Here is a 23552-nt window from a genome sequence, read left to right as displayed (position 1 = left end):
CACCTCTCTTATCCTTTAGTTTGTAACTGACGCCAGGCATCGTCTGCCAGCGCAATAAATTGTTCGTCTCTGGACTGCCGATAGCGCATTTCAAACCAGCCAGCCATTAACATGACGACCCAGGGTCGCCAGCGTCTGACCTGACGCCTCAGCGCGTCGGGGTCAATATGCGCTACCCGGGCGTAGTCCCTGATGAGCATTTGCCTCGCGGCTTCACTCTCCGTCCAGACGGCCGCCAGCTCCAGCGCCACATCGCCATCTCCCGCATATTCCCAGTCGATAAGCCTGATGCCCGCTGGCGTATGAACAATATTCCCGGCATGAACATCCATATGCAACGGCGCGAGCCGCATCGGCTGCGGCTCGCCCGTTTTACGCAGCCGTTTAAGATGTGCCAGCCACACTGGAGTACGCCTGTCAGGAAGGGCTTGCTGCCAGTAATGTTCCAGCAGCGGGAATAACGTAATTCGCCATCCCAGACGTGGCTGCCGGTGCAGATGATACAGCATTGCCGCAAGCGCCGGCGTGTCCGGCAGCGCGCTTTTAACTTCACCTTCCAGATAGTCCACGGCCATCCAGCCCTGTCTGAAAAAACGAGGGGCAGGTACGAGATCCGCCGGAAGACGTCTCAGGGCACGAAACTGACGACGAAAATGAGGGGCAGGCGCGTCGGGGTCGTGATTTTGCCGCAAGACCAGACGTCGTTCGCCCTGCTTTATAATGCAACTCGCGCCGCCAAGTCCGGAATGGGCCTGCGGCGCGATAAGGCGGTACTGAGGAAAATAGCGCGTCAGAATCTCTTCACGCGTGCTGTCATTGTTGCGTAACCGCACCTTTACCTGACCAGATAATTTCGCCTGTCTGAACCAGCATCAGCTGCATCTGCAGGGCTGGGGTATTCACGTTACCGGTGGCGTTAGAGTACAGCACATACTGTGCGCCAACGTTACGGGCAATACCGATCGCCTTGCTGCGGGTACCGAGGCTATCCTGCGGCGACAGGCCCAGCTGCTGTTTGGCGACCGCGAGCTGCTGAGCCGAGACCAGCGTAAACTTGCCGTTATTAGCCAGAGCATTACGCAGGGTTTCCGTGGCTTCACCCGCGTTCAGCGAACCGTTGGTACGGTTGTTCACGCTGTCGACCAGCAATACGCTGCCTGCCGTCACGCCCTGCGCCTGCAGCATTTTGCCTACCATCGGCTGCATTGCCCCGTTCCAGTCGTAATGGCGCACGCGCGGCGTGGGCTGTGACGTCTGGTCCGGATGTTCAATCGGGCCTGGCTGCGCCGGAATAGACGGTACAGACGGCACGGTTGGCTGCTGCTGCGTTGGCGGCGTCGGCTGTTCAGTACCCGGTTTAGCCTCTTCCACAGGCGCAGGCTGTTCAGTTCGGGTCACACACCCTGCGAGAAACAGAGCGAAAGCTGTCACGAGCGCATAGCGGCTCAAATTTTTAATCAAGGTTCACCCCTCAGAGATAAAGATAAAGTCTCACCTTATGCGCACCCAGATAGTTGGCGCTGCCATAGAGCGTTACCGACGACCTGGCCGGAATGGTGACGCTGCGAGGCGCCTCCAGCGGATGCATTTCAAGACCTCTTACGTCATACCAGAAAAAACGGTAGTGGACCCTCACGGGTTCATGTCTTTCATTAAAGAGCGTAGAGGAGGCAGATGAGTTGATTTCGCTGATGGTCAACGCGGGCTGTTGCGCCGTAATACCCGCGGCAAGCACGGAGGACTCCATGACCAGCGTCTGTTCATCATTCACGGGGATCGCCGGACGCGAGCTGCACCCCATAATCATCATCGCCATTACCAGCGCTGCAATACGCCCTTTCAGCATGTCAAAGACCTTTATGTGCCAGCATCGGCCCCAGAGGACGACCACCCAGCAGATGCATGTGAATATGATAAACTTCCTGACCACCATGGCGGTTGCAGTTCATGATCAGACGGTAACCGTCTTCTGCAATCCCTTCCTGTTCAGCGATTTTGGCAGCCACCGTCAGCATACGACCTAACGCCACTTCATGCTCGGTTTTTACGTCGTTTACAGTCGGAATCAGAATATTGGGAATGATAAGGATGTGCGTCGGAGCCTGAGGGGAAATGTCCCGGAAAGCCGTCACCAGTTCATCCTGATAGACGATATCTGACGGAATTTCGCGGCGGATAATTTTACTGAAAATCGTTTCTTCAGCCATGACCTTTTCCTTTTTTGTTTAATCTGGCGCAATGCGTCCGCTGTAAACACACTCCCGGGATCGGTGTGTGACACAATCCAAGAGTATGAGCGAGTTTCTCCTGTCCTTTCAACCTCCTCCCTCGATTTCTTTCCTGAATGTTCATCAGCTGACTGAAGAGTAACCGCTCTCGCGTCTCAGTGGCGTTTTTTAAGACACAAATAAAAAAGGCAGCCATTCGGCTGCCTTAGTCTCCCCAGGTCACAACTTAGTTGCTGCGGATGTACTCATCCATTTCGGTTTTCAGGTTATCGGATTTAGTACCGAAGATTGCCTGTACACCAGAACCTGCAACAACTACGCCCGCTGCGCCCAGTTTTTTCAGACCCGGCTGGTCTACTTTCGCTACGTCGGCAACGCTCACACGCAGACGAGTGATGCACGCGTCCAGGTTAGTGATGTTCTCTTTACCGCCGAACGCTGCGACCAGTGCCGGAGCCATTTCGCTGGTAGCGCCAGCTTTGCTGTCTTCTGTCGCATCTTCACGACCCGGAGTTTTCAGGTCCAGTGCTTTAATCAGCACGCGGAAGATGGTGTAGTAAACAACGGCATAGCACGCACCCACGATTGGGAACAGCCACAGTTTGCTGCTGTTACCGGACAGAACGATGAAGTCGATCAGACCGTGAGAGAAGGACGTACCGTCACGCATACCCAGCAGGATACAGATTGGGAACGCCAGGCCCGCCAGAATCGCGTGGATAACGTACAGGATCGGCGCAACGAACATGAAGGAGAACTCGATCGGCTCGGTGATACCGGTCAGGAACGAGGTCAGCGCTGCGGAGATCATGATACCGCCCACTTTTGCACGGTTCTCTGGCTTAGCAGAGTGCCAGATAGCAATCGCCGCTGCTGGCAGACCGTACATTTTGAACAGGAAGCCACCAGACAGTTTACCTGCAGTTGGGTCGCCCGCCATATAACGTGGGATATCGCCGTGGAATACCTGACCTGCTGCGTTGGTGAATTCACCAATCTGCATCTGGAATGGAACGTTCCAGATGTGGTGCAGACCGAATGGCACCAGGCAACGCTCGATGAAGCCGTAGATACCAAACGCCACAACCGGGTTCTGGTAAGCAGCCCACTGAGAGAAGGTCTGGATAGCAGAGCCGATTGGTGGCCAGATGAAGGACAGGATCACGCCAGTGAAAATCGCTGCCAGACCAGAGATGATCGGAACGAAACGCTTGCCCGCGAAGAAGCCCAGATACTCAGGCAGCTTGATGCGATAGAAGCGGTTAAACATATACGCTGCAATCGCACCGGAGATGATACCGCCCAGAACACCGGTGTCCGCCAGGTGTTTCGCGGCGATCTCTTCTGCCGGTAAATGCAGAACCAGCGGAGCAACCACAGCCATGGTTTTCACCATGATGCCGTAGGCAACCACTGCAGCCAGCGCAGAAACGCCGTCGTTATTGGTGAAGCCCAGAGCCACACCGATCGCGAAGATCAGTGGCATGTTAGCAAAGACAGAACCGCCTGCTTCGGCCATCACGTGGGACACTACGGCTGGCAGCCAGCTGAAGTTAGCAGAACCGACACCCAGCAGGATACCTGCGATAGGCAGTACGGATACTGGCAGCATCAGCGATTTACCGACCTTTTGCAGGTTAGCAAATGCATTCTTAAACATAATTGAGAGTGCTCCTGAGTATTTGTGCTTTTTTTACGCTTTCACGCATTGGCCCGGGGGGAGTACCGTGCCGTGGACAGGACATCTAAGCGCCCTTTATTTATTACACAGAGTAAAATAATTCCCTCTGAGTTTGTTTGACGGCTATCACGTTTCAGCTTAAGGCGGTCGAAAAACTTTCAGTTATTTACAAAAAGCATGTCCGAATGTGTCTAAATACACACTCACCGCCCCAAATGAGGCGGTGAACTTTACTCGCTTTACTTATTAATTACGAGCCTAAAAAAAACAGGTGTATCAGACAGATTGCAGGCGGGCGGGGTCGATATGGAACAGCGTGGAGAAGTTTTCCGTCGTCACACGGGCCAGCTCATCGATGCTGACGCCCTTCAGTACGGCCATGTACTCAGCCACATCTCTCGTCATCGCGGGCTGGTTTTCTTTACCGCGATGTGGAACCGGTGCCAGATATGGAGAATCTGTCTCTACCAGAATGCGATCGAGCGGAACATAACGTGCAGCATCACGGAGCTGGTCAGCGTTACGGAACGTCACGATCCCAGAAAACGAGATATAAAACCCCAAATCAAGCAGTTTACCCGCCGTTTCTCTGTCTTCTGTGAAACAGTGTAGTACGCCACCGCAATCCGTCACGTTTTCTTCCCGGAGGATCGCCAGCGTATCCGCACGCGCATCGCGGGTGTGGACGATAACCGGTTTGTTCAGTTCCAGGCCAATGCGAATATGGTTGCGGAAGGACTCCTGTTGGCGAGGCTTAGTTTCCGGCGTGTAAAAATAGTCCAACCCGGTCTCGCCCATCGCCACCACGCCCTCTTCTGCTGCCAGCCGGCGCAGATCCTCAACGTCATACGCTTCGTCCTGATTCAACGGGTGCACGCCGCAGGAGAAAACCACGTTATCGCGAATGCCTACCAGCTCACGCATGGAGCGGTAGCCCGGCAGCGTCGTCGCCACAGCAAGACAGAATTTCACATCGCGGGCAGCGGCTTTTGCCAGCACGTCATCCACGTTTTTATGCAGGGATTGATAATCCAGGCCATCAAGATGGCAGTGTGAGTCGACTAAAAACATAATGTCTCTCTCAGAGATGGGAAACAGGCGGTGTGACGCCGGGTTGCAGGTAATGTTCGATACACAGTAACTGGTCGGTCAGTAAAAGCTCGCGATTAAGACCCGTCACGGTTAAAAGCTGTTCACGACTCTGGCAAATTTCATGGAGCATCGCGTGAAGAATCTTCCCTGAGAGGCGGTTCGCCAGCGTATTCACCAGTGGCCACGCATCCGGGTTGGTCAGAAGCGTTGCACCTTGCTGGATTTTGAGCGCATCCAGCAGCAAGGAGGCAAGCCAGTGCAAACGCTCAACGACCCGATCGCTGTTAAGCGCAGGGAGTAAACTTAGCCAGTCGTGACTGTTCAGTGAGGCATCCAGGGCGCGGCAGAGCGTTTCTCGCTCTGACCAGACGTCAGGCTGCAGTAGTGCCAGCGCCGCAGCAGGCGCGCCGCTGCTCAGGCGCAAGGCGGTCAGCGCGCTCTCAGGTGACGTTGTCACCTCACGCTCAAGCCAGCTCAGCGCCCACGATTCCTGAGGTACTGCAAGGTGATGAAGACGACAACGGCTGCGCAGCGTCGCCAGTAATCGTCCCGGGTCGCGGCATGAGAGGAAAAACCACGTTTTTACCGGCGGCTCTTCCAGGGTTTTCAGCAGAGCGTTAGCAGCAGCCTCGGTCAGCAGCGTGGCGTCTTTAAGCCAGACCACTTTAGCGCCGCCCAGTCGCGCGTGTTCATACAATTTTTCACCGACTTCACGCACTGCATCAATACCGAGCGCGCTTTTGCCCTTTTCAGGCTCAAGGGTGTAATAGTCAGGATGCGTGCCGGCCTGCATCAGCTGACAGCCACGGCATTTTCCACAGCTCTTGTGCCCTTCGGGCTGCTGACACATCAGAAAACGGGTGATGGCGTAAATCAGTGCTTCATCCCCCATCCCTGGCAATGCCTGAATCAGTAACGCATGATGCCCCCGACCCGCCTGATAGCTGCCGATCAGCTGTTCAAAGTGTGGGCGCAACCATGGATACCATTTCATGCCTGCTGCTCCTGCACCCACTGCGTAATGGTATGCTGAATGTCGCGCGTGACGTCGTCCAGGGACTGCGTCGCATCGATGGTACAAATTGAGCTGTCCTGTGCGGCCAGTTCAAGATAGCGCGCACGGGTGCGGTTAAAGAAATCAAACGACTCTTGTTCAATGCGGTCAAGCTCACCGCGCGCGCGGGCGCGTTTGAGACCCACTTCCGGGGTCACATCCAGATAAAGCGTCAGGTCGGGGCGAAAATCACCCAATACGGCATTACGCAGCGTTGCGAGCATTGTCTGGTCAATGCCGCGCCCTCCGCCCTGATAAGCCTGAGTCGACAGATCGTGACGGTCGCCGATCACCCACTTGCCGTCGGCCAGGGCGGGTTTGATAACCGTCTCAACCAGCTGAACGCGCGCCGCGTAGAACATCAGCACTTCGGCTTTGTCAGTGATAACTTCGTCGCCGACGGATTTAATATCCAGCACCAGGCTGCGCAGCTTTTCAGCCAGCTGCGTACCGCCCGGCTCGCGGGTAAATACCATGTCCGCCACGCCAAGCGCTTTGAGCGTATCCACCACCACGTTGCGGGCAGTGGTTTTACCCGCCCCTTCGAGTCCCTCAATGACAATGTATTTACTGCGCATTTTTTTCCTTAAGTGCCTTCAGATAGTCCTGAACAGAGCGATTGTGGCTGGCAAGGTTGGTGTTAAAGGTATGCCCCCCTTTTCCATCAGCCACAAAATAGAGATACGGTGTTTTAGCCGGATGCGCGGCGGCTTTGAGCGACGCTTCGCTCGGCGTGGCGATCGGGCCCGGCGGTAAACCGCTAATCACGTAGGTATTATACGCCGTTGGCGTCTCCAGATCTTTTCTTGAGATTTTGCCAGTATAGCTCTCGCCCATGCCGTAGATTACGGTAGGGTCGGTTTGCAGACGCATGCCGATGCGCAGACGGTTGATAAATACTGACGCCACCCGATCGCGCTCAGCAGCGATGGCCGTCTCTTTCTCAATGATTGAGGCCATGGTTACAAACTGGTTCCGATCGCTGTAAGGCAGTCCTTCCATTCGCCCTTCCCAGGCGGCATCTACGGCGGCAACCATTTTTTTGTGCGCCCTCTTCAGAATCGCCACATCGGTCGTTCCTGCCGTGTACATCCAGGTGTCTGGCCAGAACCAGCCTTCCACCCATTCCGGATGTTCAAGTTTCAGCACCTCGGCCACCGTCTGATAGCGATCGTCTTTTAATGTGTGTTTGATATATGGCGCGTCACGCAGCTGTTTGAGGTAATCGTTCAGGCGCATCCCTTCCACAAACCGCAGAGGGAACTGCGCTTCTTTGCCGCTTTCCAGCAGCTGCAGCATCTCTCTGACGGTCATTCCCGGCGTAAAGCGATAGGTGCCAGCTTTGAAATGTGACAGCTCAGGCTCCACGCGCAATAACCACTGGAATACCCGGGGACGATTGATAATCTTGTCGCCATAGAGCTGTTCCCCAAGCGCCTGGCGGCCGGTTCCCGCTTTAAGGGTAAAGATCGTTTCGTCTTTAACCAGGATCTTGCTGTCCGCCAGCTGGCGAACTTTCCATACGCCTGCTCCGCCAGCGACAGCCAGCACAACGATGAGGATAAGGACAAAGCGCAACATTTTTTTCATGACTATCTGGTTTGCTCACATTTCGGGGCTAAAAACTGAAACAGTTCGCGCGAAGACCATCGTTGTTGGCCATACGCACGGACGGGTACAACAGGCATCAGCGCATTGCAGATGATGACTTCATCGGCGGTCTGTAGCGCGGCTTCTCCTGCGCTAACTTCGACAACGCGAAAGCCAGAGCGTGCCAGCTGTTGCAGACAAAACTGACGCATTAACCCATTTACGCCAGCGTGCTCCAGCGACGGGGTGAACACTTCTCCCCCCTGTCGCCAGAATAAATTAGCCGCACAGCATTCCGTAATGAACCCTTCGCTGTCAAGAACCAGCGCCTCATCGGCGTCCGTCTGTTCAAGATGAGTACGAATGAGCACCTGCTCGAGGCGGTTGAGATGCTTAAGCCCGGCCAGCATCGGGTTTCGTCCCAGCCGTACCGGGCTCAGCGTCAGCGTGACGCCCTCTTCTCGCCAGCGAGTGTAATGCGCGGGATAAGCAGAAACGGAGAGAATACGCGCAGGGTTGAGACACGATGCAGCGCTGTAACCCCGGCCACCACTGCCGCGGCTGATGATCACTTTGAGTACGCCGCTGTCCTTCCCCGTAGCCATTTGGCACATTTCCTGACGCAACGTGTCCCAGTGCGTAAAGGGGATCATGAGCTTTTCACAGCCATGCTGCAGGCGTCGAATGTGCGCCTCCAGCAGGCAGACATCGCCTTCCAGAATGCGCGCCGTCGTAAAGCAACCATCACCGAACTGTATCGCCCTGTCGCTGGCAGGCAGCGTGTCCTGCTCAAGGCCATTGATTAAAAACATGGTGGCTCCTTATGCATGGGCATTTAGTCTGGCAGGATGTCATGCAGCCGACAAGAAGATTAGGCTTAATAAAAAAGGCCCGGCAAGCGGACCTTTTTAAATGCTATCGGGACGTCAGGATAAGATCTTTTTGAAGATCAGAGAGCCGTTGGTACCGCCGAAGCCGAAGGAGTTACACAGGGTGTACTCCATACCGCTAACCTGACGCGCTTCGTGAGGAACGAAGTCCAGATCGCAACCTTCATCCGGGTTATCCAGGTTGATGGTTGGCGGAACAGCCTGATCCCGCAGCGCAAGGATGGAGTAGATTGACTCTACCGCACCCGCCGCACCCAACAGGTGACCGGTCATGGACTTGGTGGAGCTCACCATTACGCGGCTGGCAGATTCGCCGAAGATAGACTTAACCGCCTGAGCTTCAGCTTTATCGCCTGCAGGTGTAGAAGTACCGTGCGCGTTCACGTAGCCAATTTGTGCTGGGGTAATACCCGCATCACGAATCGCGTTTTCCATCGCCAGCGCAGCACCCGCGCCGTTCTCAGGAGGAGACGTCATGTGGTAAGCATCGCTGCTCATGCCGAAACCAACGATTTCAGCATAAATTTTCGCGCCGCGTTTTTTCGCGTGTTCGTATTCTTCCAGTACGATCATGCCCGCCCCGTCGCCCAGCACGAAGCCGTCACGATCTTTATCCCACGGACGGCTCGCCGCCTGCGGATTATCATTACGGGTAGACAGCGCACGCGCCGCACCGAAACCGCCGACACCCAGTGGGGTACTGGCTTTTTCAGCACCGCCCGCAACCATAGCATCTGCATCGCCGTACGCAATAATGCGCGCGGCCTGGCCGATGTTATGTACGCCAGACGTACAGGCAGTCGCGATTGAAATGCTTGGCCCACGCAGGCCGAACATGATGGTCAGGTGACCCGCCACCATGTTAACAATCGTGGACGGAACGAAGAACGGGCTGATCTTACGCGGGCCGCCATTCATCAGAGATGTATGGTTTTCCTCAATCAGGCCAAGACCGCCAATCCCGGAGCCGATAGCGGCGCCGATACGGGTTGCGTTCTCTTCCGTAATTTCAAGACCAGAATCCTGCATGGCCTGAACGCCAGCGACAATTCCATATTGAATGAAGGCATCCATCTTGCGCTGTTCTTTGCGCGAGATGATATCTTCACAGTTAAAATCCTTTACTAAGCCAGCAAATTTTGTTGCATAGGCGCTAGTATCGAAATGGTCGATTAGGCTGATGCCGCTCTGACCGGCAAGGAGAGCTTTCCAGGTGGACTCTACGGTATTGCCGACAGGAGACAACATGCCAAGTCCGGTCACAACTACACGACGCTTAGACACGTTTGTCCTCCAGGGAGGGATAAAAAAAAGAGATTCGTGGGACTAAATAAAGATAAAACTCAGGCGGTCGAATGACCGCCTGGAGATGTTCACTTACGCCTGGTGACCGTTGATGTAATCAATGGCAGCCTGAACGGTGGTGATCTTCTCAGCTTCTTCGTCCGGAATCTCAGTATCAAACTCTTCTTCCAGAGCCATTACCAGCTCAACGGTGTCAAGAGAATCTGCGCCCAGGTCTTCAACGAAGGAAGCGGAGTTCACAACTTCTTCCTGCTTAACGCCCAGCTGTTCGCCGATAATTTTCTTAACGCGTTCTTCGATAGTGCTCATACTCTTAAATTTCCTATCAAAACTCGCTTTCGCGATGGTTTTCGTAGTGTATAAAATGTTGAAAAATTTGCAACTAAATCCCGGCAGTTCGTACCACGATTTTACGTTATTTTGAGGCCATTCGCCCTAATAACGCAAATATTTTTCATCGTGGTTAAACCATATACATCCCGCCGTTGACGTGGAGGGTCTCACCAGTGATGTAACCCGCTTCGTCAGAGGCTAAAAATGCAACCGCACTGGCGATTTCTTTAGGGTCGCCAAGACGACCCGCCGGAACTGCCGCCAGCGTACCCGCACGCTGCTCATCAGTCAGCGCACGCGTCATGTCCGTTTCAATAAAGCCCGGAGCAACAACGTTTACCGTAATACCGCGGGACGCAACTTCACGCGCCAGCGACTTACTGAAACCAATCAGACCTGCTTTCGCCGCAGCGTAGTTAGCCTGACCAGCATTTCCCATGGTACCAACCACAGAACCGACAGTGATAATACGACCATGACGCTTTTTCATCATAGCGCGCATTACCGCTTTTGACAGACGGAATACAGATGACAGGTTGGTTTCGATGATATCGTTCCACTCGTCGTCTTTCATTCGCATTAACAGGTTATCGCGAGTGATCCCGGCATTGTTTACCAGAATATCCACTTCACCAAACTCTGCGCGAATATTTTCCAGAACAGATTCAATAGATGCAGGTTCAGTCACATTCAGTACCAGACCTTTACCGTTTGCACCCAGATACTCGCTGATGGCCTGAGCGCCATTCTCGCTGGTTGCTGTACCAATCACCTTCGCGCCGCGCGCAACCAGTGTTTCAGCAATTGCACGCCCAATACCGCGGCTTGCGCCAGTGACCAGGGCGATTTTTCCTTCAAAACTCATGGTATTCCTCTTTTATTGCGAGAGTGCCGCTGACATCGCTTCCGGCTCGTTAATCGCCGAGGCTGTCAGGGTGTCAACAATACGTTTTGTCAGACCGGTGAGGACTTTACCTGGGCCGACTTCATACAGATGCTCGACGCCCTGAGCGGCCATAAACTCAACGGTTTTGGTCCACTGTACCGGGCTGTAGAGCTGGCGAACCAGCGCGTCGCGGATAGCTTCCGGCGTGGTTTCGCATTTCACATCGACGTTGTTCACAACGGAAATCGTCGGTGCGTTAAACGTAATTTTTTCCAGCTCAACCGCCAGCTTCTCGGCGGCAGGCTTCATCAGAGCACAGTGAGACGGCACGCTGACCGGAAGTGGCAGCGCACGCTTAGCACCCGCTGCTTTACAGGCCGCACCCGCGCGTTCAACCGCTTCTTTATGGCCGGCAATAACCACCTGGCCCGGCGAGTTGAAGTTTACCGGAGAGACAACCTGGCCTTCAGCAGATTCTTCACACGCTTTTGCAATTGCAGCATCATCCAGACCGATGATGGCAGACATGCCGCCCGTGCCTTCCGGCACCGCTTCCTGCATGAATTTACCACGCAGTTCAACCAGACGTACCGCGTCAGCAAACGCGATCACGCCGGCACACACCAGCGCAGAGTATTCACCCAGGCTATGACCCGCGAGCAGCGCTGGCGCTTTACCGCCCTGCTGCTGCCAGACACGCCACAGCGCAACGGACGCGGTCAGCAGCGCTGGCTGGGTCTGCCAGGTTTTGTTCAGTTCTTCGGCCGGCCCCTGCTGGGTCAGCGCCCATAAATCATAACCCAGTGCATCAGAAGCTTCACGGAAAGTCTCTTCAATTACCGGATAGTGTGCTGCCATTTCAGACAACATCCCAACGGTTTGAGAGCCCTGGCCCGGGAACACAAAAGCAAATTGCGTCATTTTTTATTCCTTATACTAGAAACGAACCAGCGCGGAACCCCAGGTGAACCCGCCACCGAAGGCTTCAAGCAAGACCAGCTGGCCCCGTTTGATTCGTCCATCGCGTACCGCTTCATCAAATGCGCACGGTACCGACGCCGCAGAGGTGTTGCCGTGACGATCCAGCGTCACTACAACGTTATCCATCGACATGCCCAGCTTTTTCGCGGTAGCGCTGATGATACGCAGGTTCGCCTGATGCGGCACCAGCCAGTCGAGCGCGGTACGCTCAAGGTTATTCGCTTCCAGCGTTTCATCAACGATGTGTGCAAGCTCGGTTACCGCCACCTTGAACACCTCGTTTCCTGCCATAGTCAGGTAAATCGAGTTGTCCGGATTAACGCGATCGGCGTTAGGCAGGGTCAACAGTTCGCCATAGCTGCCATCAGCATGCAGATGCGTAGAGATGATACCCGGCTCTTCGGACTGCCCCAGCAGCACCGCACCCGCACCATCACCAAAAATAATGATCGTTCCACGATCGGTTGGATCGCAGGTACGCGCCAGCACGTCAGCACCGATCACCAGCGCGTATTTAACGGCACCGGATTTCACGTACTGATCGGCGACGCTCAGCGCATAGGTGAAGCCTGCGCACGCGGCAGCGACGTCAAACGCCGGACAGCCTTTAATGCCGAGCATATTTTGCACCTGGCACGCTGCGCTTGGGAAAGCATGCGTGGCAGACGTCGTGGCGACCACGATCAAACCAATCTGTTCTTTATCAATGCCCGCCATTTCGATAGCACGCTGTGCGGCTTCGTAACCCATGGTCGACACGGTTTCGTCTGGCGCGGCAATACGACGTTCACGGATACCTGTGCGCGTGACAATCCACTCGTCAGACGTATCTACCATTTTTTCCAGATCGGCGTTGGTACGCACTTGTTTTGGCAGGTAGCTGCCGGTACCTAAAATCTTCGTATACATGTACGCTCAGTCACTTTTAGCTAATACAGATTCCAGGCGAGCGGCAATCCGCTGAGGGACTTGTCGCTGCACCGCCTGCACTGCCTGTTCAATCGCGACAGCAAATGCTCGCTGATTGGCGGCGCCATGACTCTTAATCACGATGCCGCGCAATCCTAACAGACAGGCGCCATTATACTGGTCGGGGTTGAGGTGACTGAATCGCCGCGTCAGGCTCTTTTGTAACCAACGCTTCAATAAAATCAGCCACCAGGCGCTTTTTTTACCTTCTCCCTGAGATTTCAGCAGAGAAAGAAACATGCGTACGACCCCTTCCATGGTCTTCAACGTGACGTTTCCGGTGAAGCCATCGCACACCAGAACATCCGTTTTACCCGTCAACAACTCATTGGCTTCGAGATAACCAATATAGTTGATGGAGGGAACCTGTTTGAGCAATTCAGCCGCTTCGCGAATGCTGTCCAGGCCTTTGGTCTCTTCTTCACCAATGTTCAGTAACGCAACACGGGGAGTGTTGATCCCGACGACTTCTTCTGCCAGCACCGATCCCATCACGGCAAACTGAGCCAGCATAGTACTATCACAGTCGACGTTAGCGCCCAAATCGAGCACTACCGTCTTGCCCTTCTGCTGATGCGGTAACACCGTTACCAGCGCCGGACGCTCAATACCTTCAATAGGTTTGAGCAGCAATTTCGAGAGGCCCATCAGCGCGCCAGTATTCCCCGCGCTGACGCAAGCCTGAGCTCGCCCTTCTTTCACCAGCTCCAGCGCTATCCGCATAGAGCTGCCACGACTATTGCGAATGGCCTGCGAGGGTCGGGCATCACTGGCAATAACTGACTGCGCAGGAATAATCTGCAGACGCGAACGTTGTTCAAAGTCAGCTTTTGCGAGTAATGGCGTGATTGTGTCGGGATTGCCGACTAAAAGAAGTGTGAGTTGCGAATTAGAATTCAGTGCCTGCAATGCTGCAGGCACTGTCACGGAAGGGCCAAAATCTCCCCCCATGACATCTAACGCCAGGGTTAGACGTGTCAAGGTATCGTCGCAGCCTGGTTCGGTAAATTCCCCGTTTGCACGGGGAAATCCTCACTAAGCCTAATCACGCTTGCGCGTGATTACTTAGTGATAACCTTGCGGCCGCGGTAGAAACCGTCAGCGGTGATGTGGTGACGCAGGTGTTTCTCACCAGAAGTCTTGTCTACAGACAGGCTGGTAACTGCAGTCAGCGCGTCATGGGAACGACGCATGCCACGTTTGGAACGGGTTGGTTTATTCTGTTGTACGGCCATGGACCTTACTCCTCAATTACTTACGCTTTAAGCTGGCTAATACGGCAAATGGGTTTGGTTTTTGCGCTTCATCAGGCAGTTCCCCAAAGACCATGTCCGCCTCGGACACTTCACAGTGTTCAGAATCATGCACCGGAACCACTGGCAAGGTGAGGATGATTTCATCTTCAACCAGAGCCAGAAGATCGATTTCACCGAATTCGTTAACCTCAATCGGCTCATACGCTTCCGGGAGTGCTTCAGCCTGTTCGTCAGAACGAACCGGACTGAAACAATACGTTGTGTGAACATGCTGTACAAACGGTTTCCCGCAACGCTGACACTCGAGCGTTACCGTCACCTTTGCATCACCGGTTAAAACGGCGAGACGCTGGTTGTCGATAGCGAACGACATGGAGCATTCTACATCACTGTCCACACTGACTACGGATTCGGCAATACGCTCAGCCTGATCGGAAGTATAGATACCTTCGTAATCGAGGCGTTTTTGAGCCGTACGAACCGGATCAAGAGTCAGGGGTAATTTTACCTTTTGCATAGGGCGCGCATATTAACTTTGTAACGTCATAGAGTCAAAGAAAAAGGCAACCAGAGCTGCCTTTTGCCAATTATTCGCACACATTGCGGCCTGTAGTTTAAAATGGCTGGTATCGATACGCTATATCTGGTGATAAAAATATGCCAAATCTCGTCCTTGCTTCCACGTCTCCCTACCGCCGAATGCTGCTGGAAAAGCTCGGGATCCCGTTTGAATGCGCCGCGCCAGAGGTTGATGAGACGCCACAGCCGGGCGAATCACCGCGTCATCTGGTGATGCGTCTTGCTAAAGAGAAAGCGCAGTCGCTGGCCGCACGTTACCCCGCACATTTGATTATAGGCTCAGACCAGGTTTGCGTGCTGGACGGCGAAATCACCGGCAAGCCCCATACGGAGGAGAACGCCTGTCAGCAGCTTCTGCGTGCGCGAGGCACTATCGTGACCTTTTATACCGGCCTGGCGCTCTATAACTCCGCCATCGGTCATCTGCAAACCGAATGCGAGCCGTTCGACGTACACTTCCGCCATCTCAGCGAGCAAGAGATCGTGGATTATGTGCGCCGGGAACGTCCGCTGAACTGTGCTGGAAGCTTTAAAAGTGAAGGATTGGGGATTGCGCTGTTCGACAAGCTGGATGGACGCGATCCCAACACGCTGGTGGGGTTACCGCTGATTGCCCTGTGTCAGATGTTAAGGCGAGAAGAGTGTAATCCGCTGACCATGTGACTGGAAGGTTGCGGCCTGATGCCCTCACCCCAGCCCTCTCCCACAGGGAGAGGGAGGGAAGCAAAATCAGCCGCGTAGAACCTTAAGACAGCGTTTCAGCTGCTCGTCCAGCGGCGCTTCAATACGGATGACTTCCCCCGTATTAGGATGGGTAAACTTCAGCGCTGCCGCATGCAGGAACAGACGCGACAGCCCCGTCCCCGCCAGCTGCTTATCAAACTCGCGGTCGCCATAGCGGTCATCAAAGGCAATTGGGTGCCCTGCAAACTGCGTATGCACGCGGATCTGGTGGGTACGACCGGTCACCGGACTGCAGCGCACCAGCGTGGCAAACTCATAGCGCTCTTCAACTTTAAAGCGCGTCTCAGACGGTTTTCCTTCCTGGCTCACGCGGACAATACGTTCGCCGCTTTGCAGAATGTTCTTCAGCAGCGGCGCCTGCACCACTTTTACATGGGACTGCCACTGACCGCGCACCAGCGCCAGGTAGTCTTTCTGCATCCCTTTTTCACGCAGCTGTTCATGCAGCGAACGCAGCGCAGAACGCTTTTTCGCCACCAGCAGTACGCCAGAGGTATCACGGTCAAGACGGTGCACCAGTTCAAGGAAGCGCGCTTCCGGGCGCAGGGCTCGCAGCCCTTCAATCACGCCGAAGCTCAGACCGCTACCGCCATGGACAGCCGTTCCTGACGGTTTATTGAGCACCAGAATGTGGTCATCTTCGTAAAGGATCACATCGCTCAGGGCCGCCACTTTCTGTAGCTTCGGTGAAACGGTCTCTTCTTCACGTTCCGCAACGCGCACCGGCGGAATACGCACTTCATCGCCCGCCTCGAGTTTGTACTCGGGCTTCACGCGTTTTTTGTTCACCCGCACCTCGCCCTTGCGCAGGATGCGGTAAATCATGCTCTTTGGCACACCTTTCAACTGGGTGCGCAAAAAGTTATCGATACGTTGCCCCGCGTCATCTTCGGCGATGGCAACCATTTTTACGGCTGGAGTCTCTGTTTTCATGGTTGGCGATTCTAAATATCGTCAGCCATTAGCGCCACTCATTTTTCTATGCTTATATTTACTTTTATCCGGCCAGCTCCCCGTTTCACGCAACCGATTTGGTGGTTATTAAACCAATCGCCATTCTGAAGTGAAGAAACTGTGAGTAACCGGGTGATAATTGGTAAAAGTCATCTTGCTATAACCCGGCGAGCAGTGGAATAATGAGGCTGTTTTCCGTGTTAAATCCTGGTTAAGTAAGGATGTTGACGGAATGACCAATTTTGTCTGACCGATCATCCACGCAGCAATGGCGTAAGACGTATTGATCTTTCAGGCAGTTAGCGGGCTGCGGGTTGCAGTACTTCCCGGTATAAGGATTGTTCTCTGGAGAGTTCTACCCAGGCAATTCCCCTGATAATTGCGCTGTGTTTCCGTATGAAATACAGGCAACCGACACTCTGCGCCTCTTAAGCGAGCGACAACCGTGAGGTTGGCGACGTGAACAGACACGAGGCCATCGGTTCATACCCCGGAAAGCGTCACCTTGCCCGCAGCTTTGTCGTCAATGTAAGAATAACGAGTAAGTTACGATGAAAAGAATGTTAATCAACGCAACTCAGCAAGAAGAGTTGCGTGTCGCCCTTGTGGATGGGCAGCGCCTGTACGATCTGGATATCGAAAGTCCTGGACACGAACAGAAAAAAGCGAACATTTACAAAGGTAAAATCACCCGCATTGAACCAAGCCTTGAAGCTGCATTTGTCGATTACGGTGCTGAGCGTCATGGTTTCCTCCCTCTGAAAGAAATCGCCCGCGAATATTTCCCCGCAAACTACAACGCCCATGGCCGCCCAAACATCAAAGATGTTCTGCGTGAAGGTCAGGAAGTTATCGTTCAGATTGATAAAGAAGAGCGTGGCAACAAAGGTGCCGCACTGACCACCTTTATCAGCCTTGCAGGGAGCTATCTGGTTCTGATGCCTAACAACCCGCGTGCGGGTGGCATCTCTCGCCGTATCGAAGGTGATGACCGTACCGAGCTGAAGGAAGCGCTGGCAAGCCTCGAACTGCCTGATGGCATGGGGCTTATTGTGCGTACCGCAGGCGTTGGTAAATCAGCCGAAGCGCTGCAGTGGGACCTGAGCTTCCGTCTGAAGCACTGGGAAGCCATTCAGAAAGCAGCCGAAAGCCGCCCTGCTCCGTTCCTGATCCACCAGGAAAGCAACGTTATCGTGCGTGCCTTCCGTGATTACCTGCGTCAGGACATCGGTGAGATTCTGATCGATAACCCGAAAGTGCTTGAGCTGGCTCGCCAGCACATCGCCGCGCTGGGTCGTCCGGATTTCACCAGCAAAATTAAACTGTACACCGGTGAAATCCCGCTGTTCAGCCACTATCAGATCGAATCCCAGATTGAGTCCGCCTTCCAGCGTGAAGTGCGTCTGCCATCCGGCGGTTCTATCGTTATCGATACCACCGAAGCGCTGACCGCTATCGACATCAACTCCGCGCGTGCAACGCGCGGTGGCGATATCGAAGAGACCGCCTACAACACTAACCTCGAAGCCGCTGATGAAATCGCCCGCCAGCTCCGCCTGCGCGACCTGGGTGGTCTGATTGTTATCGACTTCATCGACATGACCCCTGTTCGCCACCAGCGTGCGGTTGAAAACCGTCTGCGCGAAGCGGTGCGTCAGGACAGAGCGCGTATCCAGATTAGTCATATCTCACGCTTTGGCCTGCTGGAGATGTCCCGTCAGCGTCTGAGCCCGTCTCTCGGCGAGTCCAGCCATCACGTTTGTCCGCGCTGCTCCGGCACCGGTACCGTGCGTGATAACGAATCGCTGTCTCTCTCCATTCTGCGTCTGATTGAAGAAGAAGCGCTGAAAGAGAACACCAAAGAGGTTCACGCCATTGTGCCGGTGCCCGTTGCCTCTTACCTGCTTAACGAAAAACGTGCAGCGGTAAGTGCGATTGAAGCGCGTCAGGGTGGCGTTCGCTGTATCATCGTGCCAAACGACCAGATGCAGACCCCACACTATCACGTGCTGCGCGTGCGTAAGGGTGAAGAGACGACCACCCTCAGCTACCTGCTGCCGAAGCTGCATGAAGAAGAGATGTCCCTGCCTTCCGATGAAGAGCCAGCCGAGCGCAAACTGCCAGAGCAGCCTGCGTTAGCGACCTTCATCATGCCTGAAGCGCCACCGGAAGCTGCCCTGGAAAAACCTGCGGCCAAACCTGTAGCGCAGAAACCAGAAGCCGCGGTAGCGAAAGCCCAGCCGGCACAGCCGGGTCTGCTGAGCCGCTTCTTCGGCGCGCTGAAGAAGATGTTTGCTGAAGAAGAAGTTCAGCCAGAGCAGCCGAAAGAAGAGCCAAAAGCGGCCAAGCCTGAGCGTCAGCAGGATCGCCGTAAGCGTCAGAACAACCGCCGCGATCGTAACGACCGCAGCGATCGCAACGAGCGTCGTGACAACCGTGACAACCGCTCTGAGAATGGCGAAGGCCGTGAGCAACGCGAAGACAACCGTCGCAACCGTCGCGAGAAACAACAGCCGAATGTTGAAGATCGTGAAATTCGCCAGCAGGCGGGCGATGAGTCTGAGAAGAGCAAACAGCGTGACGACCAGCAGCCGCGCCGTGAACGCAGCCGTCGCCGTAACGACGAGAAGCGTCAGGCACAGCAGGAAGTCAAAAACCTGAATCGCGAAGAGCCTGTTGAACAGCAGGACGGCGAGCAGGAAGAACGCACTCAGGTAATGCCGCGTCGTAAGCAGCGCCAGCTTGCTCAGAAAGTTCGTTTCGCCTCCGAAGCAACCGAAGAGTCAGCAATTGTCCCGGTTGAAACCCGCGAGAGCTCAGCCGGTACTCAGCTTGCAAAAGTTGACCTGCCAGCGGTCGTTGATAACAACGTTGAGCAGGATGATAACGGTGAAAACCGTGATAACGCCGGCATGCCGCGCCGTTCACGTCGTTCCCCACGTCATCTGCGCGTCAGCGGCCAGCGCCGTCGTCGCTATCGTGACGAACGTTACCCAACTCAGTCGCCAATGCCGCTGACCATTGCCTGTGCTTCGCCAGAAATGGCCTCCGGTAAAGTCTGGATCCGCTACCCGGTTGCTCGCCCGGAGCAGGTTGTTGAAGAACAGCCTGTAACCGAAGAGGTGATCGCACCAGCAGCCGCGGTAGAAGCTGTCGTGACTGAAGCGGCAACCGTGGTTGAACCTGAGGTTGTTGAACCTGAGGTTGTTGAAGCTGAAGTACCTCACTCAGTGGAAGTTGAAACCACCCATCCAGAAGTGATCGCCGCGCCGGTTGATGCCGCACCGCAGCTTATCGCCGAAGAAGATGCCGTGGTGGCTGAGGAAGTGGCTGAAGAGGCTGAACCTGTAGCCGCAGTGGAAGACACCGCTGAAACCCTCGTTGAAACCACCACTGAAGAAGTTGTTCAGGACGTTGAGATTCAGGTTGAACCGGTTGTCGAAGAAGCGAAAGCGCCTGAGGTGAAACCTGAGCCGGTTGTTTCTGCACCAGCCGCATCCCACGTGGCGACAGCACCAATGACGCGCGCCCCGGCGCCGGATTACGTGCCTGAAGCCCCGCGTCACAGTGACTGGGTACGCCCGGCGTTCAGCTTCGACGGTAAAGGCGCTGCAGGCGGCCACAGTGCAACGCATCAGGCGACTGCACCGGCGACGCGTCCGCAGTCTGTCGAATAACGACGCTGAAAGCAAAAAGCCGACCTTCGGGTCGGCTTTTTTTATGGCTGCTGTACAGGCTTTCTCATCCCGGTCACCTCAGGCATGACCTGCCGCATCAACTCCAGAAAACGCCGCAAGCGTGCCGGATAATAACGCGACCAGGGGTAAACCAGATGCACCGGTAGCGCCGCTGGCTGCCATTCTGGCAGCAAATGCACCAGCCGCCCTTCCCGAATATCATCCTGTACCGTCCAGCTGGATACCACCGCCACGCCAAGGCCGGTGAGCGCCGTATTGCGTGCGACATACAGGCTGTCGGTGCTCAGCCGTGGCGTAATAGCAATCCGCGCGGTGGCGGGTGATGCATCGTGAAAAAGCTCCACATGGCGCTGGTAGAATGAGCTGATCGCTATCCAGGGAAACTGCTGCAAATCCTCCGGCGTGGTAACCGTTGGGAAACGGGCCAGCAGCGCCGGAGAAGCCACCACCGAGCGCGGCACTTCCGCCAGCAGCACGGACACGGTCGCCGGATCGACTTCCACGCCCACCCGAATAGCACAGTCAAGGTTGTCGCCGAGGAAGTCTGCCGACCGATCGTTGAGCATCCACTCAATCGAAAGCTGCGGATAGCGTTGCAAAAACTCGGTTACGGGTTTCAGAAGCTGGTCCTGACCAAACGCGTGCGGAGCGCGCACCCGCAGAACGCCTACCGGCTCATCTTCCGTCTGCCCCACCTCATCTTCCAGCGCCAGCCAGCTGTCAATCACCCGACGGGCGTGCTGATAGCAGCGCTCGCCGTCATCCGTCAGCCGCGTCGTGTGGGTGGTGCGCAAAATCAGGCGCACGCCCAGCATGGTCTCAAGCGACTGTAACCGTCTGCTTACCGTGGCCTGGGTCGTGGCCAGCTGCCGCGCCGCCGCTGAGAGAGAGCCCGCCTCCACAATACGAACAAACGTCCGCATTAACTCCACCCTGTCTATACGCTCAGCTCTTTTCATCGCATTTTCACTTATACGTTCAACGTATAAGCGTTTTACCACCGGGCCCGCTACCGTCGCAAGGCGTACTGATAAAAAATAGCCTCACACGACGAATGAGGAACATCTTATGAACACAACAACCGCCGCCCATGCCGTGAGCCGCTGGGTAATCTTAATGCTGGCGATAGGTGCAGGTTTCAGCGTGGCATCTATCTATTATGCCCAGCCTCTGCTGCCGCTGATGGGCGCAGACCTTCACCTGAGTATCGAAGGAATGGGCCTGGTCCCGACGCTCACCCAGGCGGGATATGCCCTGGGGATCCTGTTCCTGCTGCCGCTCGGCGATCGCCACGACCGCAGGACGTTAATCCTGATAAAGAGTGCGGCGCTGGCGCTGTTTCTTCTCGGCTGTAGCCTGACCGGGCAGATCCATTCTCTCCTGCTGGCAAGCCTGCTCATCGGCATGGCCGCCACCATGGCACAGGATATCGTCCCTGCCGCAGCCATCCTTGCGCCGGAAGGTAAACAGGGGAAAACCGTGGGCACGGTAATGACCGGGCTGCTGATGGGTATCTTATTATCCAGAACCGTGAGCGGCGTGGTGGGCGAAGCGTTTGGCTGGCGCGTCATGTACCAGCTGGCGGCGGCGAGCATTGCGTTCATCGGGGTGATGATGTGGTTTGTGCTTCCCCGTTTTGCCATTCACTCCACGCTGAGCTACCCCGCGCTGATGCGCTCAATGGAACATCTGTGGCGTCGCTATCCGGCGCTGCGCCGTGCGGCGCTGGCTCAGGGCTTCCTGTCGATTGCCTTCAGCGCCTTCTGGTCTACGCTTGCGGTCATGCTGCTGGAACGCTATCACCTGGGTAGTGCCGTAGCGGGTGGTTTTGGTATTGCAGGTGCCGCCGGTGCGTTAGCTGCCCCGCTGGCAGGGGGTCTGGCGGACAAACTGGGCGCAGGAAAAGTCACGCAGCTTGGTGCCGCTCTTGTGACCGTTTCATTCGCCCTGATGTTCCTGATGCCCGCGCTGGGCGTTCATGGACAGCTGATTCTGATTGCGATCTCCGCCGTCGGGTTCGACCTGGGTCTGCAGTCCAGCCTGGTCGCTCACCAGAACCTGGTATACAGCCTTGAACCGCAGGCGCGCGGTCGTCTCAACGCCCTGCTCTTTACGGTGGTCTTTATCGGGATGGCGCTGGGTTCCGCGTTAGGCAGCAATATTTACTCGCTGGCCGGCTGGACGGGCGTGGTCGCGCTGGCGACGGTCTGTGGCGTCATTGCGCTGGCAATCCGTATGATAGAAAGCGCACGAGTCACCTCCGCATCAGCAGAAGTTGTATAAAAAAAATGCCCAATCCAGACGGATTGGGCAGTAAAACATGCCCAGTTTCAAGACATGTTCCAAGAGGTCAAGATGTTATTTGTTCAGCTGGAACAGAGACATGCCCTGCATATCGCTAAACGCTTTATAAGACGCCTGCAAGGCCGCCTGCTGCATGGTGTAAGAGGAAATCGCTTCGTTCCAGTCAACATCCACCAGGTCACTCATCTGCTTGGTCTGACCCAGCGCGCGGTCATCGCCCAGCGTATCGAGTTTTTCCAGCTCGTTCATCTTGGTTCCCACATCCGCAACGACCGTGAGGATATTGTTCTGGGAGTTTTTGATGCCGATTTGCGCATTGGCAATCACCTGGCTTTGCGCCGCTGCGGCAGCCGGATCGTTCTCAATCGGTGTCTTCAGCGAGGCAATAGCAGAGTCCAGGATTTTGAACATGTTGGTCTGGCCATATCCACCGCCCGGCAGCTGTTCCGCATTACTGGTAATGCTTTCGAAAATTTGCTGGCCGGTATGGCTAATGGTCATATTTCGCGCCGTATCAACCTGCTGCGTGATGGCCTCAGCGCCGCCGTTGTAATCTCCGGTCGCGGCGTCAAACGGTGCGCTCTCGGTTTTGTATCCCGCAAAGATAAAGCGACCATTACCATCCGTCGTGTTGGCCAGGTTCATCAGCTGATCGCGGATCCCCTGAATATCGGTCGCCAGAGAAAGACGGTCGTCATCGCTTAATGTACCGTTTGAGGCGTAAACTAGCTTCTCGCGCACGCTCGAGATCGCAGTGTTGACCTGGGTTAACACGTTATCTTCCAGCGAGACCTTCTGCGTGGCAAAGGTACGCGCGAGCGCAAACTGGCTGTTTTGCGACTGAGACTGTGACAGAACGATGGCCTGCGACGCGGCGATAGGATCGTCCGAAGGACGATTGACGCGCTTGCCGGTGGACATCTGCTCACCGTAGCTCAGCCATCTGCTCTGGGAATCGGTGATCCCACGCATGTTCTGCTCGTACATCATCTGGGTACTAATACGCAT

The 23552-nt window shown here is 55.2% G+C and carries 24 protein-coding genes; 3 read left to right on the top strand and 21 right to left on the bottom strand.

Going from position 1 to position 23552, the window contains the following annotated elements; all coding sequences use genetic code 11:
- Positions 1–8 precede the first annotated feature (8 nt).
- The 18 genes from thiK to yceD all read right to left on the bottom strand — a co-directional run bounded on the left by thiK (position 9) and on the right by yceD (position 14782).
- Positions 9–833, bottom strand: coding sequence for a thiamine kinase (gene thiK, locus UTM25_RS10130; RefSeq protein WP_194401116.1), 825 nt, complete (start codon positions 831–833; stop codon positions 9–11).
- The gene (lpoB, locus tag UTM25_RS10125; RefSeq protein ID WP_023311160.1) at positions 814–1461 is read right to left on the bottom strand and encodes a penicillin-binding protein activator LpoB; all 648 of its coding nucleotides are present in this window, start codon (positions 1459–1461) and stop codon (positions 814–816) included. Before lpoB ends, thiK begins: the two co-directional genes overlap by 20 nt.
- 10 nt (positions 1462–1471) lie before the next feature.
- Entirely contained in the window at positions 1472–1846 is a 375-nt protein-coding gene (locus tag UTM25_RS10120) for a YcfL family protein (RefSeq protein ID WP_194401117.1), read from the bottom strand.
- 1 nt (position 1847) lies between these two features.
- Positions 1848–2207 (bottom strand): purine nucleoside phosphoramidase, encoded by a 360-nt coding sequence (hinT, locus tag UTM25_RS10115; protein WP_006809243.1) that lies wholly within the window; start codon positions 2205–2207, stop codon positions 1848–1850.
- Positions 2208–2454: 247 nt separating this feature from the next.
- Positions 2455–3888: a PTS glucose transporter subunit IIBC gene (gene ptsG / locus UTM25_RS10110; protein ID WP_023311158.1), complete on the bottom strand. Its 1434-nt coding sequence runs from the start codon at positions 3886–3888 to the stop codon at positions 2455–2457.
- A gap of 297 nt (positions 3889–4185) precedes the next feature.
- The gene (locus UTM25_RS10105) at positions 4186–4980 is read right to left on the bottom strand and encodes a metal-dependent hydrolase (RefSeq protein ID WP_194401118.1); all 795 of its coding nucleotides are present in this window, start codon (positions 4978–4980) and stop codon (positions 4186–4188) included.
- 10 nt (positions 4981–4990) lie between these two features.
- On the bottom strand, positions 4991–5995 hold the full coding sequence (holB, locus tag UTM25_RS10100) for a DNA polymerase III subunit delta' (protein WP_194401119.1): 1005 nt from the start codon (positions 5993–5995) through the stop codon (positions 4991–4993).
- Positions 5992–6633 (bottom strand): dTMP kinase, encoded by a 642-nt coding sequence (tmk, locus tag UTM25_RS10095; RefSeq protein WP_063144628.1) that lies wholly within the window; start codon positions 6631–6633, stop codon positions 5992–5994. The genes holB and tmk overlap by 4 nt, the downstream gene beginning before the upstream one ends.
- Positions 6623–7645 carry a cell division protein YceG gene (yceG, locus tag UTM25_RS10090; RefSeq protein WP_194401120.1) on the bottom strand — a complete coding sequence of 341 codons (1023 nt, stop codon included), beginning with the start codon at positions 7643–7645 and terminating at the stop codon, positions 6623–6625. Before yceG ends, tmk begins: the two co-directional genes overlap by 11 nt.
- 2 nt (positions 7646–7647) lie before the next feature.
- Positions 7648–8457: an aminodeoxychorismate lyase gene (gene pabC, locus UTM25_RS10085; RefSeq protein ID WP_194401121.1), complete on the bottom strand. Its 810-nt coding sequence runs from the start codon at positions 8455–8457 to the stop codon at positions 7648–7650.
- Positions 8458–8571: 114 nt separating this feature from the next.
- A complete protein-coding gene (gene fabF, locus UTM25_RS10080; protein WP_194401122.1) occupies positions 8572–9819 on the bottom strand; it encodes a beta-ketoacyl-ACP synthase II in 1248 nt (415 codons plus the stop codon).
- 93 nt (positions 9820–9912) lie between these two features.
- Positions 9913–10149: an acyl carrier protein gene (gene acpP / locus UTM25_RS10075; RefSeq protein ID WP_003857954.1), complete on the bottom strand. Its 237-nt coding sequence runs from the start codon at positions 10147–10149 to the stop codon at positions 9913–9915.
- Between the two features lie 154 nt (positions 10150–10303).
- A complete protein-coding gene (gene fabG, locus UTM25_RS10070) occupies positions 10304–11038 on the bottom strand; it encodes a 3-oxoacyl-ACP reductase FabG (protein ID WP_008500795.1) in 735 nt (244 codons plus the stop codon).
- Between the two features lie 12 nt (positions 11039–11050).
- On the bottom strand, positions 11051–11980 hold the full coding sequence (gene fabD, locus UTM25_RS10065; RefSeq protein ID WP_059346484.1) for an ACP S-malonyltransferase: 930 nt from the start codon (positions 11978–11980) through the stop codon (positions 11051–11053).
- Between the two features lie 15 nt (positions 11981–11995).
- Entirely contained in the window at positions 11996–12949 is a 954-nt protein-coding gene (locus UTM25_RS10060; protein WP_023311150.1) for a beta-ketoacyl-ACP synthase III, read from the bottom strand.
- A gap of 6 nt (positions 12950–12955) precedes the next feature.
- A complete protein-coding gene (gene plsX / locus UTM25_RS10055) occupies positions 12956–13990 on the bottom strand; it encodes a phosphate acyltransferase PlsX (RefSeq protein WP_059290957.1) in 1035 nt (344 codons plus the stop codon).
- A gap of 80 nt (positions 13991–14070) precedes the next feature.
- Positions 14071–14244, bottom strand: a complete 174-nt coding sequence (gene rpmF, locus UTM25_RS10050) for a 50S ribosomal protein L32 (protein WP_003857964.1) — start codon at positions 14242–14244, stop codon at positions 14071–14073.
- A 16-nt stretch (positions 14245–14260) separates the two neighbouring features.
- A complete protein-coding gene (gene yceD, locus UTM25_RS10045) occupies positions 14261–14782 on the bottom strand; it encodes a 23S rRNA accumulation protein YceD (RefSeq protein ID WP_014883375.1) in 522 nt (173 codons plus the stop codon).
- A gap of 140 nt (positions 14783–14922) precedes the next feature.
- On the opposite strand from yceD, the gene UTM25_RS10040 reads away from it, so the two are divergent.
- Positions 14923–15507 carry a Maf family protein gene (locus tag UTM25_RS10040; protein WP_126794643.1) on the top strand — a complete coding sequence of 195 codons (585 nt, stop codon included), beginning with the start codon at positions 14923–14925 and terminating at the stop codon, positions 15505–15507.
- 66 nt (positions 15508–15573) lie between these two features.
- On the opposite strand, the gene rluC is transcribed toward UTM25_RS10040, so the two are convergent.
- Complete coding sequence (gene rluC / locus UTM25_RS10035) at positions 15574–16521, bottom strand: 23S rRNA pseudouridine(955/2504/2580) synthase RluC (RefSeq protein ID WP_024909023.1); 948 nt, start codon at positions 16519–16521, stop codon at positions 15574–15576.
- A gap of 572 nt (positions 16522–17093) precedes the next feature.
- Here rluC and rne point away from each other — a divergent pair.
- Positions 17094–20219: a ribonuclease E gene (rne, locus tag UTM25_RS10030; RefSeq protein WP_194401123.1), complete on the top strand. Its 3126-nt coding sequence runs from the start codon at positions 17094–17096 to the stop codon at positions 20217–20219.
- A gap of 41 nt (positions 20220–20260) precedes the next feature.
- Here rne and UTM25_RS10025 read toward each other — a convergent pair whose 3' ends face one another.
- The gene (locus UTM25_RS10025; protein ID WP_074399113.1) at positions 20261–21163 is read right to left on the bottom strand and encodes a LysR substrate-binding domain-containing protein; all 903 of its coding nucleotides are present in this window, start codon (positions 21161–21163) and stop codon (positions 20261–20263) included.
- 145 nt (positions 21164–21308) lie between these two features.
- Between UTM25_RS10025 and UTM25_RS10020 the strand changes: the two genes are divergently transcribed.
- Entirely contained in the window at positions 21309–22523 is a 1215-nt protein-coding gene (locus UTM25_RS10020; RefSeq protein ID WP_194401124.1) for an MFS transporter, read from the top strand.
- A 75-nt stretch (positions 22524–22598) separates the two neighbouring features.
- Here UTM25_RS10020 and flgL read toward each other — a convergent pair whose 3' ends face one another.
- Positions 22599–23552, bottom strand: coding sequence for a flagellar hook-associated protein FlgL (gene flgL, locus UTM25_RS10015; RefSeq protein WP_126794653.1), 954 nt, complete (start codon positions 23550–23552; stop codon positions 22599–22601).

The sequence above is a fragment of the Enterobacter sp. 61D5 genome, from assembly GCF_034107965.1.
Taxonomy (GTDB): domain Bacteria; phylum Pseudomonadota; class Gammaproteobacteria; order Enterobacterales; family Enterobacteriaceae; genus Enterobacter; species Enterobacter cloacae_M.
Note: the sequence above shows the minus strand (reverse complement) of the source record. Positions and strands in the feature narration are given on the sequence as shown.